The following is a 15,922-nucleotide window of genomic DNA, read 5'->3' as shown; positions in this document are numbered from 1 at the left end:
CATGGTGGGCACGGTGAGCGCGATCACAGACCGGTGGCGAATTCAGGACTGGGTCGGCGCAAGGGGTGGACACCTCGTGGAGTCCCGTGCTGTCATCTTGCTGCCCCAGATCCTTCCAACGTTGTCATCCGCCGTGGCGGCCTTGTCCTGCCGCTACGGAAGCCGATCCCTGCCATCCCTGCGCCTGGGGCAACACCGCGCGCAGGCCCAAGGTATGACAGGACGTCAGTTCCCGAGCCGACTCATCCACCACATGAGCAAGCAGACGGAGTTCGTGTGAAAGTCCAGTCGAAATGGCGACCGCTGAAGCCCTCGCGGCGGCGAACAGGCACGACCGCGGCGCTCATCGCCGTCACCATGACTCTCACCGGCACGGGTCCCGCCGTCGCCAGGAGCGTGTCCGCCGCAGCCGTAGCCGACCATCTCATCCCGACCGTCACCTCCGGCGATGCGCGGTTCGAGATCCTTTCGCCGACGCTGATACGCACCGAATACGCCGGCGACGGGCATTTCACGGACGATCCCACGTTCAACGCGATCGGCCGTGACGCCTTCGCCCCTGCCGCCTACGCCACCAGCACCTCCAACGGCTGGCTGACCATCACGACCAGCAAGGTGGAGCTGCGCTACAAGATCGATTCTGGGCCGTTCGACGCGGACAACCTCTCCGTACGCCAATCCGCGGGCGGCACCGAAGTGACGGCGAGCCCCTGGCAGCGGTTGACCTGTTCGCTCGGCGCACTGTGCGAGGCCGAGAGTCTCCAGCTCAACGGTGTGGGGGTCGCCTCGGACCACACCGGCCACACGGGGCCTGGCTTCGCCGCAGGCTTCACCACCACCGGCAGCTCGGCGACGGCCGACGTCAATGTCACCAGCACCGGGAGTTACCAGTTCGATCTGCGGTACGCCAACTCCCTCGGCGGTGACGGCCAGAACGTGTCCCGCACGCTGACCCTCACGGTGGACGGGGGCGCACCGAGGACGGTGCCCCTGCCCACGACCGCGAACTGGGACACATGGAGCCTCGCCACCGTGCCGGTCTCCTTGAGCGCCGGTCGCCACACTATCGCGCTCACCCGGACCGCCTCGGACTCCGGGAACGTCAACATCGACAGCGTCGCCCTGGTCCAGCCTGGCGACCCGTTCCCGGCGGTGTCCACCACCGCGATCACCAGTTGCCAGGTCGACACCAGCTGCGAGGCGGAATCCGGACGGATCACCGGTACCGCGACGGACGCCACCGATCACCTGGGCTACTCGGGCAGCGGTTTCGTCGCGGAGCTGAACCAGGGATCCAGCCTGACCGCCCACCTCGTGGGTGTGCCCGCCGACGGTGCCTACACGCTGTGGATGCGCTACGCCAACGGAGCCGGGGGCGACGGCCTGCACCAGACGCGAACCGCCCAGGTCACCGCTGGTGGAACCAGCAGCACGGTCTCCCTTCCGGTGACGAAGGACTGGAACGACTGGCAGACCGCGTCGGCTCCGGTCGCCCTCAAGGCAGGTGAGGACGACATCACTCTCAGCTGCCCGGACCTGACGAGCTGCCACGTCAACCTGGACACCCTCTCGGTCACCGCGACCGGCGCCCCCGCGCCGCAGCCGCACTTGGCGCTGGGCGGCTACCGCCGCGGGCTCGACGGCGTGACGGGTAACGGACCCGCCCCCGCCACCACGCCTGGCCTGCTGAACAAGGACGGCTGGTACCTGCTCGACGACACCCCGTCGGCGTTGTACGACACCGCGACCCAGCAGGTCACGCAGCGGACCTCGCACGGCGGTGCTCCCTACCAGGACGGTTACCTCTTCGGCTACGGCCACGACTACAAGCAGGGCCTGAGCGACCTGGCAACGCTGACCGGACCGCCCGCACTTCTGCCGCAGTGGGCCTACGGCGTCTGGTATTCGGAGTACATCGACAGGACCGCTGCGGACTACGAGAACACGATCCTGCCGGCGTTCCGCGCCGAAGGGGTGCCGCTGGACGTGCTGGTGACCGATACCGACTTCAAGGCCGTGAACTCCTGGAGCGGCTGGGAGATGGACCCGACGAAGTTCCCCGACGCCAAGGGCTTCTTCGACTGGGCGGCCTCGCAAGGCCTGCACAACACGCTCAACGTGCACCCCAGCATCCTCGCTTCCGATCCGCAGTTCGCCCAGGCCATGGCCACCGCCAAGGGCAAGCTGACGAAGGGCGGCTGCGCCCCGGACGCCTCGGTCCAGAACAACTGCTACACCTTCGACTTCGGTGACCCCGACCAGCTCAAGGCGTACCTGGACCTGCACCGGACTCTGGACGACCAGGGCAACGACTTCTGGTGGCTCGACTGGTGCTGCGACCAATCCCAGGCGTCGATGCCCGGCGTGACACCGGACGCCTGGATCAACCAGCAGTACGCCAACCTCACCGCGCAGACGTCCGGCACGGGCCGCGGCTTCGTCCTGTCGCGGGCGTACGGGTCGCTCCAGGCGGGCGGTTACAGCGGCCAGGCCGCGTTGCCCACCGGCCCGTGGGCCGACAAGCGCACCACAGTCCACTTCACCGGAGACACCTCCTCCACCTGGGGCACCTTGAACCTGGAGGTCGGCTACACGCCGGGGGAGTCCGCCGCGACCGGAATGGCGGCCATCACCCACGACATCGGCGGCCACAACGACACCACGGGGCTGACCGGCTCGGAGACCTACACCGACGGCAGCGGCACGCACACCACGCACAGGCTGCCCGACGACCTGTACGCCCGCTGGGTGCAGTTCGGCGCCTTCCAACCCATCGACCGCCTCCACAGCAACCACAGCGACCGGCTGCCCTGGCAGTACGGCGCCCAGGCGCGGCGGTCGGCCGACAGGTTCCTCAACCTCCGCGAGAACCTGGTGCCTTACACCTATTCGCTGGCCGAGGAGGCCAACCGGACCGGGGTGCCGATCGTCCGACCCACCTACCTGGAATACCCGGATGAGCCGCAGGCGTACGCCACGGCAGGCAGCGAGTACTTCTACGGATCGGCTGTTCTGGTCGCCCCGGTGACGACGCCGGGTACGACCGCAACCACGTCCGTGTGGTTCCCGCCCGGCCAGTGGACGGACTACTTCACCGGCAAGACGTACCAGGGCGGCACCACCCAGGACATCACCACCGACCTGAACACGATGCCGGTGTTCGTCAAGGCCGGCGGCATCCTGCCCACCCGCACCGGCAACGTCTCCAGCAGCGACAAGGCCCCACTGGACGCCCTCACGCTGACCATCGCCTCCGGCGCGCCGGGCTCGTACAGCCTCTACGAGGACGACGGGACTGCGGCTGCCGCACAGCACAAGGGCCACAGCGCCACCACAACGGTGCGGTACAAGCAGAGCGGTCCGCTTCACATCATCTCGATCGGCCCGGTGCGGGGCTCCTTCCCCGGCCAGGTGCAGAGTCGGCAGTGGACGCTCACCCTGCTCGGAACGAGCCGGGCACCGGCCAAGGTCACCGCCCTCGGGGCGCAGCTGAATCCGAGTGACTACCGCTGGGACTGCGCCACCGGGATCCTCACGATCACCTTGCCGCGGCTCACGACGGACCGGCCGATCACAGTCGCCTACCGGTAGCCGACGCGACCGCCCAGGAGCCGACGCATACCGCGGCGGTTCCTGGGCGGCCCCTGCACGGCCTCGTACGGGCGGGGGTCGTGGGGGGTTGTCGATGGAGTGGGTTCAGTCGCCCGTGGCCCCGTCTGTCCGTTCCCGCAGGAGGTCCGCGTGGCCGTTGTGGCGTGCGTACTCCTGGATCATCAGCAGGTAGACCCAGCGCAGGCTGAGACGCGTGCCGCGCGAGGAGATGAAGGTCTCCTCGAGGTCATGGCCGGCGGCCGCCGCGTCGCACGCTCGCACCTCGTCCTGGAACAGTCCGTAGTCTCTCTCGGCATCGGCGGGGCGTACTCCGGCGAGGCCCTCGTCGCCGTCCGAGGGGCCGGTGAAGATGTCGCCGATGTCCTCACCTGCGAAGCTGCGCCGGAACCACCATCGCTCCACTTCGGCCATGTGCCGTACCAGGCCGAGGAGGGTGAGGCTGGACGGCTTCACGGTCGTTCGGGCCAATTGATCGGGTTCGAGACCGGCGCACTTGACGAGGAGGGTCTCCCGGTGCCAGAGCAGCCAGCCCTCCAACATGTGACGCTCCGACACGGTCCCCAGGTCGCCCAGCCGTTGGGTGCGTCCGACTCGTGGTGCCGTCCATGCCATGGATCCAGCCTGCACTGCTCCCCGGGAGACGATCAACAAGTGACAGGGCCGGCCCCGCGACGCGGCGCAGGCGGTGATGCCTGCCTGCGCCGGGAGAGCCCGTCCGGATCCGCTTCCACGGTGTCGAACTGATCGTCACCACGATGACCGCAGTCGGCGCGGTCGAAGTCGCCCGCCTCAGGCCTGGCGGAGCCAGACCGCCGTGTCGGTGGGCAGCTCCCGCTCGTCCTCGCCGAGCGGTCCGCTGGCCAGGACGACGCGGGAGCCGTCCGGAAGGGGGACCGGGGCGGGGGAGAGGTTGACCATGCAGGTCCAGCCTGCGCCGCGGGTGAAGGCGAGGAGGCGGTCGCCAGGGGCGGAGAGCCAGGCGAACTCCTCTCCGCGCAGGGCAGGTTCGGCGCGGCGCTGCCGCAACGCGGTGCGGTACAGGGACAGCATGGAGCCGGGGTCCGCCGCTTCCGCCTGAACGGTGCAGGTGGACCAGTCGGTCGGCTGCGGCAGCCAGGGGTCGGCGGTGGCCGACGCCGGGCTGAAGCCGAAGGGCGGCTCGGTGCCGGACCAGGGAAGCGGTACCCGGCAGCCGTCGCGGCCCTGGTCCGCGCCGCCGCTGCGGGCGTGGATCGGGTCCTGGCGCAGCGCCGCGGGAATGTCCTCGACCTCCCAGAGTCCCAGCTCCTCCCCCTGGTAGAGGTAGCAGGAGCCGGGCAGGGCGAGGTTGAGCAGCAGCGCGGCGCGGGCCCGGCGGGTGCCGAGGGTGAGGTCCCAGGGGGCGCCGTCCTGGCCGGGGTTGCGGCCCATGCCGCTGTCGGCGCGGCCGTAGCGGGTCACGTGCCGGGTGACGTCGTGGTTGGACAGGACCCAGGTGGCCGGTGCGCCCACGGGGGCGTGTGCGGCGAGGGTGGAGTCGATGACCGCCCGCAGTCTCTCGGCGTCCCAGGGGCAGTTCAGGTAGTCGAAGTTGAAGGCGGTGTGCATCTCGTCCGAGCGCAGGTAGGCGGCGAGCCGGACCGGGTCGTCCAGCCAGACTTCGCCGACCAGGGCGCGGGGTTCCGGGTAGGAGTCGGCCACGGCGCGCCAGGCGCGGTAGATCGCGTGGACGTCGTCCTGGTCGATGTAGGGGTGTGGCACCGGCGGGGCGGCCGGGTCGAAGTCGGGCAGGGTCGGGTCCTTGACGGGCATGGTGGCCGAGTCGATGCGGACGCCGTCCGCGCCGCGGTCGAACCAGAAGCGCAGCACCGACTCGTGCTCCTCGCGGACCTTGGCGTTGTTCCAGTTCAGGTCCGGTTGCTCCGGGGCGAACAGGTGCAGGTACCAGTCGCCGTCGGCGACCCGGGTCCAGGCGGGGCCGCCGAAGACCGACTGCCAGTCGTTGGGCGGCAGTTGGCCGTTGCTGCCGCGGCCCGGGCGGAACCAGAACAGTTCCCGTGCCGCGGAGCCGGGTCCTGCGGACAGGGCTTCCTGGAACCAGGCGTGCCGGTCGGAGACGTGGTTGGGGACGATGTCGACGAGGATGCGCAGGCCCAGGTCGTGGGCCTCGCGGATCAGCGCCTCGGCGTCGGCGAGGGTGCCGAAGGAGGGGTCGATGGCGCGGTAGTCGGCCACGTCGTAGCCGGCGTCCGCCATGGGTGAGGCGTACCAGGGGTTGAACCACAGGGCGTCGACGCCGAGTTCGGCGAGGTAGGGCAGCCGGTTGCGGACGCCGGCGAGGTCACCGACTCCGTCCCCGTTCGCGTCGGCGAACGAGCGCACGTAGACCTGGTAGATCACGGCGCTGCGCCACCACGCGGTCGTGGGCACGGCGGGGGTGTGGATGGCCACGGTGGAGGACTCCTCGGAGGTGGTGGGGTGGGCTGTCGACGGTCCCTGGTCGGGGGTGTCGTCAGGCGAAGATCTGGAATTCGGAGAGTTGTGCGGCGCTCCAGCCGGTGTTGCCGGTGACGACGAGCCGCAGGTAGCGCTGGTGGGTGCCGGCCGGCAGGGCGAGGGTGACGTGGTTGGCGGTGGCCGGGTCGAAGAGGAGGTCGGTGGCGGGTGCCAGGGTGGTCCACGTGGTGCCGTCCAGGGAGCCCTGGACCTCGATGGTCTGGGTGCGCGGGCCCCAGGTGGCGGGCAGGGTGAGCACGATGCGGCTCTCGTCGGTGGGTGTGCCGAGGTCGGCGGTGAGGGTCTGGGGGAAGGGGAGGCCGTCCTGGCTCTCCCAGTAGGAGCCGTCGTTGTCGTCGGCGGCCTGCGTGGCGGGGAACCACGCGAGCGCGGAGCTGGCCGTCATGGTGGCGTCGAGGGCGAGGTTCGGCGGGGCGTCGCCGCCGCTGCCGCCGAGGGGGTCGGTGGATCCGACGAGTTGGACGGTGGTTCCGTCGGCGGTGAGCGAACCGGTGGTGATGCCTTCGTGTCCTGCGGTGAAGGCGACGTCGACCACGCACCAGGAGCCGGGGTCGGTGGCTGACGCCGGGTCAAGTCGGGTGCCGCAGGGGCGGTCGCGGTCGGGGGAGAGGGTGAAGCCGGGGGAGGCGGTGATGCGGCGCAGGGTGTGCGCGGCGGTGCCGGTGTTCTGCAGGACGACCTTCTGGGCCGGTGTGGCGGTGCCGACGGTGGCGGCCTCGAAGGTGGTGGTACCGGGGTAGGCCCACAGGGGGGAGTTGGCGGGCATGGAGCAACTGGTGCTCCTCCAGCCGGAGTTGCCGCGGGCGTCGGTCAGGGTGAAGGTGTCGCCGCAGCGGTACTGGCCGGCGATCGCGACGCCGCTCGCGTGGGTGCGTGCGACGGTGGCCGAGCCCGGGGCCTGTTCCTGGAAGACGTAGGTGCCGACGTTGCGGATGGTGGTGTCGGTGATGCGGACGCCTGCGACGCGGTAGGGGTCGCCCTTGAACTGGAAGGCGGCGAAGGGGCTGTCCAGCAGGGTGTTGCCGGTGAGTTCGACGGGTGCGGTCATGTCGCCCTGCTCGGCGTCGAACCAGATCGCGCCGGTGCCCTGGTCCCAGCCGGGGTCCCACTGGCCGGTGCGGACCAGGGTGTTGCCGGTGATCCGCAGCGGGCCGGTCATGGGGACGGAGCCGAAGCGCTGCCCGATGCCGATGCCGCCGCCCCGGGTGACGGTGTCCTGGAGCAGGTTGTCGCGGATGGTGATGTCGGCACCGGCTCCGTAGACGCCGATGTTGTTGGCCAGTACGGGGGAGTCGACGGTGTTGTGGGCGAGGGTGATGCCGCTGTCGGGGGCGTTCTGGGACCACAGGGCCAGGCCGTCGTCGCCCGTGTTGCGCAGGAAGGTGTCGCTGACGGTGGTGTCGGCGACGGGGCCGGCGTGCGCGTTGAGGTTGATGCCGTCGGCGGTGGTGTCCTGGATGCGCAGGTGGTCGATGCGCAGGCCGCGGCTGGGGCCGAGGATCCAGGCGCCGACCTTCTCGTTCTGGATCCACACGTGGGACAGATGCGAGTCGCTGAAGCCGCCGTTGAAGCCGGTGTCCTGGCTGTTGCTGTCGTCGCGGACGCCGACGTCGCCGAAGAGGGCGAGGCCGGTGATCTCGACGCCGGTACTGGGTGGGTCCTGCTTGCCGGCGAATCCGAAGTTCTTGCCGGTCAGTTCGGTGTACCACTCGCCCGCGCCGGTGATCCGGACCCGGTCCACGTCGAAGGGGTGGGTGAGCAGGTAGCGGCCGGGTGGGAGGTAGACGCCTTGGCCGGCGGCGGAGAGTGCGTCGATGGCGTGCTGCAGGGCGTCGGTGGTGTCGGTCGTGCCGGTGTTGTCGACGCCGTAGGGGGCCTGGGTGACGTCGGTGAAGCCGTCCGGGCGGGGTGTCGGCGGGGCGACCTGTTCGAAGTCGGCGGTGTTGACGACGTACCAGGGAGCGTTGTCGCCCGGGTCGATCTGGAGCTTGACCACGGTTCCGGCGGGCAGGGTGCGGTCGAAGCGGTAGCGGATGTCGTTGTAGAAGTCGTGCGGTACCTGGCCGTCGGGCTTGCCGACGCTCGGGCGGTTGCTGAAGGGGTAGTTGCCGTAGAGCCAGCTGTACTGCGAGGTCAGGTCGAGCGCGGTGACCGCGTGCCCGTCCACGTACAGGTGCAGTGGGGCGGTGATGCCGCCGCCGTGCAGGGAGTCGGGCAGGGCGTAGTGGAAGTCGACGGCGTTGGCCGGGCGGGTGAGCCGGAAGGACACGTAGCTGCCCTGGCCGGTGAGTTGGACGGCGGTGCGGCCGGTGGCCTCGGCGGCGAGGGTGCCGTAGTGGTAGTCGGGGCCGAGGATCGTCCCGTTGGTGCGGGCGTGGGGGCTGGTGGCGGCGTTCTCCTCGACGAAGGGGAGGTCGGCGCCGGCCTGCCGGTGGTGCGCGGTCGCGGGGAGCGGGGTGGCGGCGGTCAGCAGGGGGAGTGCGAGGAGCGCGGCGGCGAGCGCTCGGTTCATGGGGTGACTCCGAGGGGTTCGAGGGCCGGTGGTTGAGCCGGCGGTTCAGCCCTTCACGGCCCCGGCGGACAGGCCGCCGAGGATGTGGCGCTGGAAGAAGAGGAAGAGCACGATCATCGGTGCGGCGGCGATGGCCAGTCCGGCGATGAACTCGGTGACCGGGATCTGCGAGCTGGACAGCGACAGCCGGTGCAGGGCGACGGCGAGCGTCTGCTTGTCGGGGTCCTGCAGCACCAGCAGCGGCCACAGGAAGTCCTTCCAGATGCCGATGATCGCGAAGATCGAGATGACGGCCAGCACCGGGCGCGACAGCGGCAGCACGACCCGCAGCAGCACCTGGAGCCGGGAGGCTCCGTCGATCTGGGCGGCGTCGAGCAGTTCGGCGGGGATCTGGTCGAAGAAGCGCTTGAGCACGAAGACGTTGAAGGCGTTGGCCGCGCCCGGAAGCCACAGTCCCCAGGGGGAGTTGAGCAGGCTGATGTGCAGGACCGGCAGGTCGGAGACGGTCAGGTAGGCGGGGACGAGCAGCGCGGCGGCCGGCAGCATCAGGCTGGCCAGCATGGCGGCGAAGACGGCCTTGCCGAAGGCCGGCCGGAGCTTGGACAGGGCGTAGGCGGCGCTGACGTCCACTGCCAGCTGCACGAACCAGCCGCCGAGGGCGTAGTAGACGGTGTTGAGGAAGAAGTGCGCGAGGTCCATCTGGCTCCAGGCGTCGCTGTAGGCCTGGAGGTGCACGGACTTGGGCAGCAGGGTGGGGGTGGCGGCGGCGAACTCGGTGGGGGTCTCCAGTGCGGCGGTGGCCATCCAGTAGATCGGGAAGAGGAAGGCGGCGGCGAAGGCCACGATGGTCACGGTGACCACGGTGAAGTAGAGGGCGCGGTTGCGCGGGCGGGCGAGCTGCTGCTCGGAGATCAGGCTGCGGACGGTCATCGGTGCGGCCCCTCAGTCGGTCTCTCGGGTCAGGCGCAGGTAGAGGGCGGCGAAGACGCCGAGGACGGCGAAGAGCAGCACGCTCATGGAGGCGGCCAGGCCGAAGTCGTTGTTGACGGCGAAGGCGTAGCGGTAGATCAGCGTCATCACGGTGATCGTGTCGGGGTCGGTGAAGCCGGTGAGCTGGAAGGGCTCCACGAAGACCTGCATGGTGGAGATGATCTGCAGGAGCAGCAGCACCAGCATGATGAAGCGCAGGTGGGGCAGCGTGACATGGCGGATGCGCCGCCACATGCCGGCTCCGTCGAGTTCCGCGGCCTCGTAGAGCTCGCCGGGGACGGACTGCAGGGCGGCCAGGTACATCAGTGTCGCGCCGCCCATGTTGGCCCAGGTGGACACGAGGACCAGGGAGAGCATGGCGGTGTGCGGCGACTGCACCCACTGCGAGGTGGGCAGGTGGGCGTCGTGCAGCAGGGTGTTGAACAGGCCGCTGCCGGGGTCGTAGAAGTACTGCCAGAGCATCACGCCGACCACGGGCGGCAGCATGACCGGCAGGTAGACGGCGATGCGGAAGTAGCCCTTGAAGTGGCGCAGTTCGTTGAGCAGGATCGCGATGGCCAGCGGCACGGCGTAGCCGAGCAGCAGGGCCAGGCCGGTGAACTCGGCGGTGTTCTTCCAGGCGGTGAGGAACAGTGGGTCGCTGAACAGGGTGCGGTAGTTCTGCAGTCCGACCCAGGTGGGCGGGGTGACCAGGTTGTCCTGCTGGAAGCTGAGGACGATGCCGCGGATCAGCGGGTACCAGGAGAAGAGGGCGAAGCAGACGATGCCGGCGGCCAGGAAGCAGTAGGCCATCAGGTTGTCGCCCGCGCGCCGGCGCAGCCGGTCCCTGCGGGCGGAGCGGGCAGGTCGCGGCGGGGCGACGGCCGGGGCGGGGACGGTGGTGGTGGTCACCGGGCGGGGCCCTTCTGTGCGGATCTGCGGTCGGTCGGGGGCGTCCGGGGCCGGGAGGGCACCCCGGCTCCGGACGGGCTTGCGGCGGTGGCTACTTGACGGTGGCGAGGATGCTGTTCACCTGGGTCGTGGCGGTGGACAGCAGCGTGTCGATGTCGGCGTCCTTGTTGGTGAGGATCTGCGCCATGACGGTGTCGAGGACGGCGTAGATCTGCTGTGCGTTCGGCGGCTCGAGATGCAGCGGGATGGTCGCCGAAGCGTCCACGAACTTCTGGTAGTTGGCGGCCGGGAGGTTCGCGTTGGCCTTCACCGCGTCGGCGCGGGTCTGTGCGGCGGTGCCGGTCCACAGGTTGGGCTCGGGCAGGCCGACGGGCAGCTTGGCCTGGGCGTCGCGCTGCACGCCCAGGGCGATCCGGTCGGGGTTGTCGTATTTGAAGGTGAGCCAGGCGAGGCCGGCCTTGATCTGCTCGGGGGTGTCCTTGGGGTTGAACATGAAGCCGCCGCCGCCCGCGAGTGTGCCCTGGCCGCCGGGGATCGGGCCGAGGCCGAAGTCGGTGGCGACGCCCTTGTACTGGCCGACGATGGTGGGGATGTTGTCGGAGGTGGCGACGTACATGCCGAGCTTGCCGGCGCCCATCATCTGCAGCAGGTCGGCCCATTCGAGCAGTTGGCGCTGGCCCATGGAGTTGTCGGTCCAGCGCATGTCGTGCAGCTGCTGGAGCACCGCGCGGCCGGTGGCGTTGTCGAAGTCGGCGGTCCACCTGCCGCCGGCGTCCTGCTTGGCGACGTCGCCGCCGCGTGAGTACATCTCGGCGGTGAAGTGCCAGCCGCCGGTGTTGGACTTGCTGTAGTCGCCGTAGCCGGCGATGCCGTGGCCGAGCGCGGCGATCTTTTGGGCGTCCGTGCGGACCTGGTCCCAGGTGGTGGGCGGGTTGTCGGGGTCGAGCCCGGCCTGGGTGAACAGCTTGCGGTTGTAGACCAGGCCCATGCTGTAGTTGCCCTCGGGCAGGCCGTAGGTGTGGCCCTGGGTGTCCTGGAAGACCTTGAGCAGCTCCGGCTTGACCTGCTTGATCTGCGGGAAGCCGTCCAGGTAGGGGGTGACGTCGGCTGCCTGGTGCTTGGCGATCAGTCCGGCGGGGTCGGTGAAGTAGACGTAGAAGACGTTCTCCAGCTGGCCGCCGGCCAGCTTGGCGGAGAAGGTCTGGGGGTCCATCTGTCCCTCGTGCGGGACGATCTTGATCTTGGGGTGGAGCTTCTCGAACTCGGCCACGTCGGCCAGGAAGTTCTTGCGGTGGACGGGGTCGGTGGCCGGAGGCTCGTCGTTGACGGTGATGGTGACGACGCCGTCGGCGGATGAGGTCGCCTTGCCGTCGGAGGAGCTGCCGCAGGCGGCGGCGGTGAGGGTGATGCCGGCGGCGAGCAGAGCGGCGAGGGCGGTGCGGCTTCTGCTGCCCGTCCGATGGTGAGTCATGAGGGCCCCTGGAGGTGGTGGTCTGCGGCTGCTGGCCGGGCGAAAGCGCAGCTCAGAGCCGTGTTCTGAGGCTGCTGCGGCCCGGCGTGGTGCTCAAGCTAGGACCCGGCGGTGGCGCTCCGCAAGAGTTCGACCAACTTACGCAAGGAATCTACCTATGGAAGAAATCTGATTCAGGACAGGTGCAAGCCGACGCAGAAAGCTGACATACTCCGTTGCCATGACTCGCAGACTCGCTGAAGTGGCCCGCAAGGTCGGCGTGAGCGAGGCGACCGTCAGCCGGGTCCTCAACGGCAAGTCGGGCGTCTCCGACAGCACGCGACAGGCGGTGCTCACCGCACTGGACGTCCTCGGCTACGAACGGCCGACCCAACTGCGGGGCGTACGCGCCCGCTTGGTGGGCCTTGTGCTTCCCGAGCTGCAGAACCCGATCTTCCCCGCGCTCGCCGAGGTAGTGGGCGGCGCCCTGGTCCAGCTCGGCTTCACGCCGGTGCTGTGCACCCGCTCCGCGGGCGGACTGAGCGAGGCCGAGTACGTGACCATGCTGCTCGACCAGCAGGTGTCCGGCGTGGTCTTCTGCGGGGGCCTCAGCGAGGAGGAGTACCGTCAACTCCTGGACCGGGGTGTGCCGGTGGTCCTGGTCAACGCCGCCGTGGACTACACCGGCTTCCCGCAGGTCAGCACCTCCGACGCGTCCGCGGTGCAGCAGGCCTGGGCGCACCTGCGCTCGCTCGGGCACCAGGACGTCGGCCTGCTCGTGGGACCGGCCGAGCACGCGCCCTCGCTGCACAAGGCCGAGGCGTACCGGAAGCTCAGTCAGCAGGCGGGGGTGCGACCGCGGATCGGCCACGCCCTGTTCTCCTTCGAGGGCGGCACGGCTGTGGCGGCCGAACTGGTCGAGGCCGGCTGCACCGCGCTGATCTGCGGCAGTGACGTGCTGGCCCTGGGCGCGGTGCGGGCCGTGCGGCGGGCGGGTCTGTCGGTGCCCGAGGACGTGTCGGTGGTGGGCTTCGACGACTCCGTCTTCATGAACTACACCGACCCGCCGCTGACCACTCTGCGCCAGCCGATCGAGGCCATGGCCCGCGCCGCGGTCTCGCTGCTGCTCAACCAGATCAGCGGCAACGCCCCCACGCCGAAAGAGCTGCTCCACGAACCGGAGTTGGTGGTCCGCCGATCGACGGGACAGGCGCCGATGCTGCGGGCCGCCGTGCAAGCGGAGTAGGATATTCCGGCCGAACAGTCCATTAATTGCGTCATCAGAACGACCTATTGCAGCATCCCGTCCTGAATACTACTGTGCGCTCCGTTTCCCGCCCCCGCCCCCACCACCCTCGGAGCGCCCCATGCCACCCCTGTCCCCAGCCATGCCCCGACGGCGCGTCCGCGCCGCCGGGCTCGGCGTCCCCGCCGCCCTCGGCCTCCTCCTCGCCCTGATCACCTGGTCCGCACCCCGAGCCAGCGCGACCGCCACGACCCGCTACGAGGCGGAGAGCGCCTCGCTGTCGGGTGGTGCGGTGGTCGCGAGCGACCATTCCGGCTACACGGGAAGCGGGTTCGTGGCCGGGTACACCGACGCCGACAAGGGTTCGGCGGCGACGACGTTCTCGGTGCAGGCGCCGGCGGCGGGGGCGTACAGCGTCGCGCTGCGCTACGCGAACGGCACCGGCGCGACGATGACGCTGTCCCTGTACGTCGGCGGGTCGAAGGTCAAGCAGGTGTCGTTGCCCGCGACGGCGGACTGGAACACCTGGGCTACCGAGACCGAGACGGTCACCCTGGCCGCAGGCGCCAACTCCCTTGCCTACCGCTTCGATTCCACCGACACCGGCAACGTCAACCTCGACAGCATCACCCTGGACACCACCGGCGGAGCCGGTGGTTCGCCTTCACCGTCCCCGTCGGCCTCCTCCTCCAGCACGCCGCCGCCCAGCGGGCAGCTCTACGAGGCGGAGACCGCCTTCACCACCGGCGGCCCAGCCCTCGCCACCTCCCTCGCCGGCTACACGGGCAGCGGATACCTGACCGGCTTCAGCAGCGGGGCCCGAGCCACCGTGACCGTCGCCGCCCCCACCACCGGCAGCTACCCGCTGACCCTCCGGTACGCCAACGCCACCGGCGCCACCCGCACCCTCTCCCTCTACCTCGACGGCATCCGCAACCAGCAGCTCAGCCTGCCCACCGGCAGCGGCTGGCTGACCGTCACCCAGAACGTGCCGCTGCGCAGCGGCATCAACCTCATCGGCCTGCAGGCCGACAGCGCCGACAACGGCTCCGGCGTCGCCCTGGACGACCTGACCGTCACGGGTGGCAGCGCACTCGCCGCCACCGGAGCCACCCTGCCCTACACCGAATACCCCGCCGCGTCCGCGCAGACCAACGGCACCGTGCTCGCCCCCAGCCGCAGCTACCCGAGCCTGCAGGCCGAGGCCACGGCCCGCCAGCCCGTCCAGCTCACCGCCACCGGCCAGTACCTGCAGATCACGCTCACCAAGCCGGCCAACGCACTGACCGTGCGCTACTCCATCCCCGGCAACCCCGACGGCTCCACCGCCACCGCCCCACTGGCCCTCTACGCCAACGGCACCAAGCTCCAGGACCTCACGCTCACCAGCCAGTACTCCTGGCTCTACGGCGGCGGGTACTACGACACCCGCAACCCGAGCAGCGGGCCCGCCCACCACTTCTACGACGAGGTGCACGCGCTGATCGGCGACTGGCCCGCCGGCACCGTGCTGAAACTCCAGAAGGACGCGGCCGACACCGCTGCCTCCTACACCCTCGACGTCCTGGACACCGAACAGGTCGACCCGGCGCCCACCATGCCCGCCGGCTTCGTCTCGGTCACCAACTACGGCGTCACCCCCGACAGTTCCGCCGACGCCACCAACACCGTCAACACCGCGCTCGCCGCACTGTCCGGCACCGGAACCGGTCTGTGGTTCCCGCCGGGCACCTACCTCATCTCCGGGCGGATCAACCTCGGCAGCGTCGCCGTCCGCGGCGCGGGCCCATGGCGGACCGTCCTCAAGTCCACCGCCGAGAACGGCAGCGGCGGCCTGTACTCCACCGGAGGCGTCGTCCAGATCGCCGACCTGAGCATCCTCGGCGACCAGACCTCACGCAACAACGACAGCGGCGCCGCAGGCATCGAGGGCAGCTTCGCCGCCGGATCGCTCATCTCCGACGTCTGGATCGAGCACACCAAGGTCGGCATCTGGGCCGTGCCCGGCACCGGACTGCACATCAGCGGCGTCCGCGTCCGCGACGTCTTCGCCGACGGCATCCACGTCCACGGAGGCAGCACGGGGGTCCGCGTCGACCAGTGCGAGGTACGCAACACCGGCGACGACGAGATCGCCCTCGACTCCGAAGGCGGCACCGTCACCGGCAGCGACGTCGCCTACAACACCGTCTCCTCACCGATCCAGGCGAACGGCATCGGCGTCTACAGCGGCGCGGACAACACCGTTCGCTCCAACCGGGTCAGCGACACCGTCGCCTTCGGCTCCGGCATCACCGTCAGCAACGCCTACGGTCCCGGCTTCTCCGGCCCCACCACCGTGTCGGGGAACCTGCTGACCCGAGCCGGCTCATGGAACTCCAACTGGGGCTCGGCACTGGGCGCGCTGTGGGTCTACGCCGTCAACTACGACCTCACCCAACCCGTCCACCTCGACGGAAACACCGCGAACGACAGCAGCTACCAGGGACTGCTGCTCAGTTACGGCAAGCAGATCTCCAACCTGGAACTGAGCGGGGACACCTTCGCGGGCGCCGGCACCTGGGGCATCGACATCGAGAACGTCACCGGCAGCATGACGGCCACCGCCGTCACCGTGTCGGGGGCCGCCTCGGGGGGACTGAACAACCCGGGGAACTACACGATCAACCGGGGGGCCGGCGACCTCGGCTTCTGAGCACGGACCAACACGGTCGCCGAGCGGTGC

Annotated in this window: 9 protein-coding genes; 3 read left to right on the top strand and 6 right to left on the bottom strand. The window is 69.9% G+C overall.

Translation table 11 applies throughout. The annotated features are described in order from the left end of the window. The first annotated feature begins 357 nt into the window (after positions 1 to 357). Positions 358 to 3,591, top strand: coding sequence for a TIM-barrel domain-containing protein (locus tag ACFP3V_RS25445; RefSeq protein WP_380587915.1), 3,234 nt, complete (start codon positions 358 to 360; stop codon positions 3,589 to 3,591). A gap of 105 nt (positions 3,592 to 3,696) precedes the next feature. Here ACFP3V_RS25445 and ACFP3V_RS25440 read toward each other — a convergent pair whose 3' ends face one another. The 6 genes from ACFP3V_RS25440 to ACFP3V_RS25415 all read right to left on the bottom strand — a co-directional run bounded on the left by ACFP3V_RS25440 (position 3,697) and on the right by ACFP3V_RS25415 (position 11,972). Next, positions 3,697 to 4,224 (bottom strand): DinB family protein, encoded by a 528-nt coding sequence (locus ACFP3V_RS25440; RefSeq protein WP_380587912.1) that lies wholly within the window; start codon positions 4,222 to 4,224, stop codon positions 3,697 to 3,699. A gap of 177 nt (positions 4,225 to 4,401) precedes the next feature. After that, the gene (locus ACFP3V_RS25435; protein WP_380588069.1) at positions 4,402 to 6,021 is read right to left on the bottom strand and encodes a glycoside hydrolase family 13 protein; all 1,620 of its coding nucleotides are present in this window, start codon (positions 6,019 to 6,021) and stop codon (positions 4,402 to 4,404) included. Between the two features lie 82 nt (positions 6,022 to 6,103). Beyond that, on the bottom strand, positions 6,104 to 8,620 hold the full coding sequence (locus tag ACFP3V_RS25430; RefSeq protein ID WP_380587909.1) for a discoidin domain-containing protein: 2,517 nt from the start codon (positions 8,618 to 8,620) through the stop codon (positions 6,104 to 6,106). Between the two features lie 45 nt (positions 8,621 to 8,665). Then, positions 8,666 to 9,550 (bottom strand): carbohydrate ABC transporter permease, encoded by an 885-nt coding sequence (locus ACFP3V_RS25425; RefSeq protein ID WP_380587906.1) that lies wholly within the window; start codon positions 9,548 to 9,550, stop codon positions 8,666 to 8,668. 12 nt (positions 9,551 to 9,562) lie between these two features. Beyond that, entirely contained in the window at positions 9,563 to 10,501 is a 939-nt protein-coding gene (locus ACFP3V_RS25420) for a carbohydrate ABC transporter permease (RefSeq protein ID WP_380587903.1), read from the bottom strand. A 91-nt stretch (positions 10,502 to 10,592) separates the two neighbouring features. Then, positions 10,593 to 11,972, bottom strand: coding sequence for an ABC transporter substrate-binding protein (locus tag ACFP3V_RS25415; protein ID WP_380587900.1), 1,380 nt, complete (start codon positions 11,970 to 11,972; stop codon positions 10,593 to 10,595). Between the two features lie 220 nt (positions 11,973 to 12,192). Here ACFP3V_RS25415 and ACFP3V_RS25410 point away from each other — a divergent pair, with 220 nt between their 5' ends. Further along, the gene (locus ACFP3V_RS25410; protein ID WP_380587897.1) at positions 12,193 to 13,197 is read left to right on the top strand and encodes a LacI family DNA-binding transcriptional regulator; all 1,005 of its coding nucleotides are present in this window, start codon (positions 12,193 to 12,195) and stop codon (positions 13,195 to 13,197) included. Between the two features lie 121 nt (positions 13,198 to 13,318). Next, entirely contained in the window at positions 13,319 to 15,892 is a 2,574-nt protein-coding gene (locus ACFP3V_RS25405) for a right-handed parallel beta-helix repeat-containing protein (RefSeq protein ID WP_380587895.1), read from the top strand. Positions 15,893 to 15,922: the final 30 nt, after the last annotated feature.

Source organism: Streptacidiphilus monticola (genome assembly GCF_042658505.1).
Taxonomy (GTDB): Bacteria; Actinomycetota; Actinomycetes; order Streptomycetales; family Streptomycetaceae; genus Streptacidiphilus; species Streptacidiphilus monticola.
Note: the sequence above shows the minus strand (reverse complement) of the source record. Positions and strands in the feature narration are given on the sequence as shown.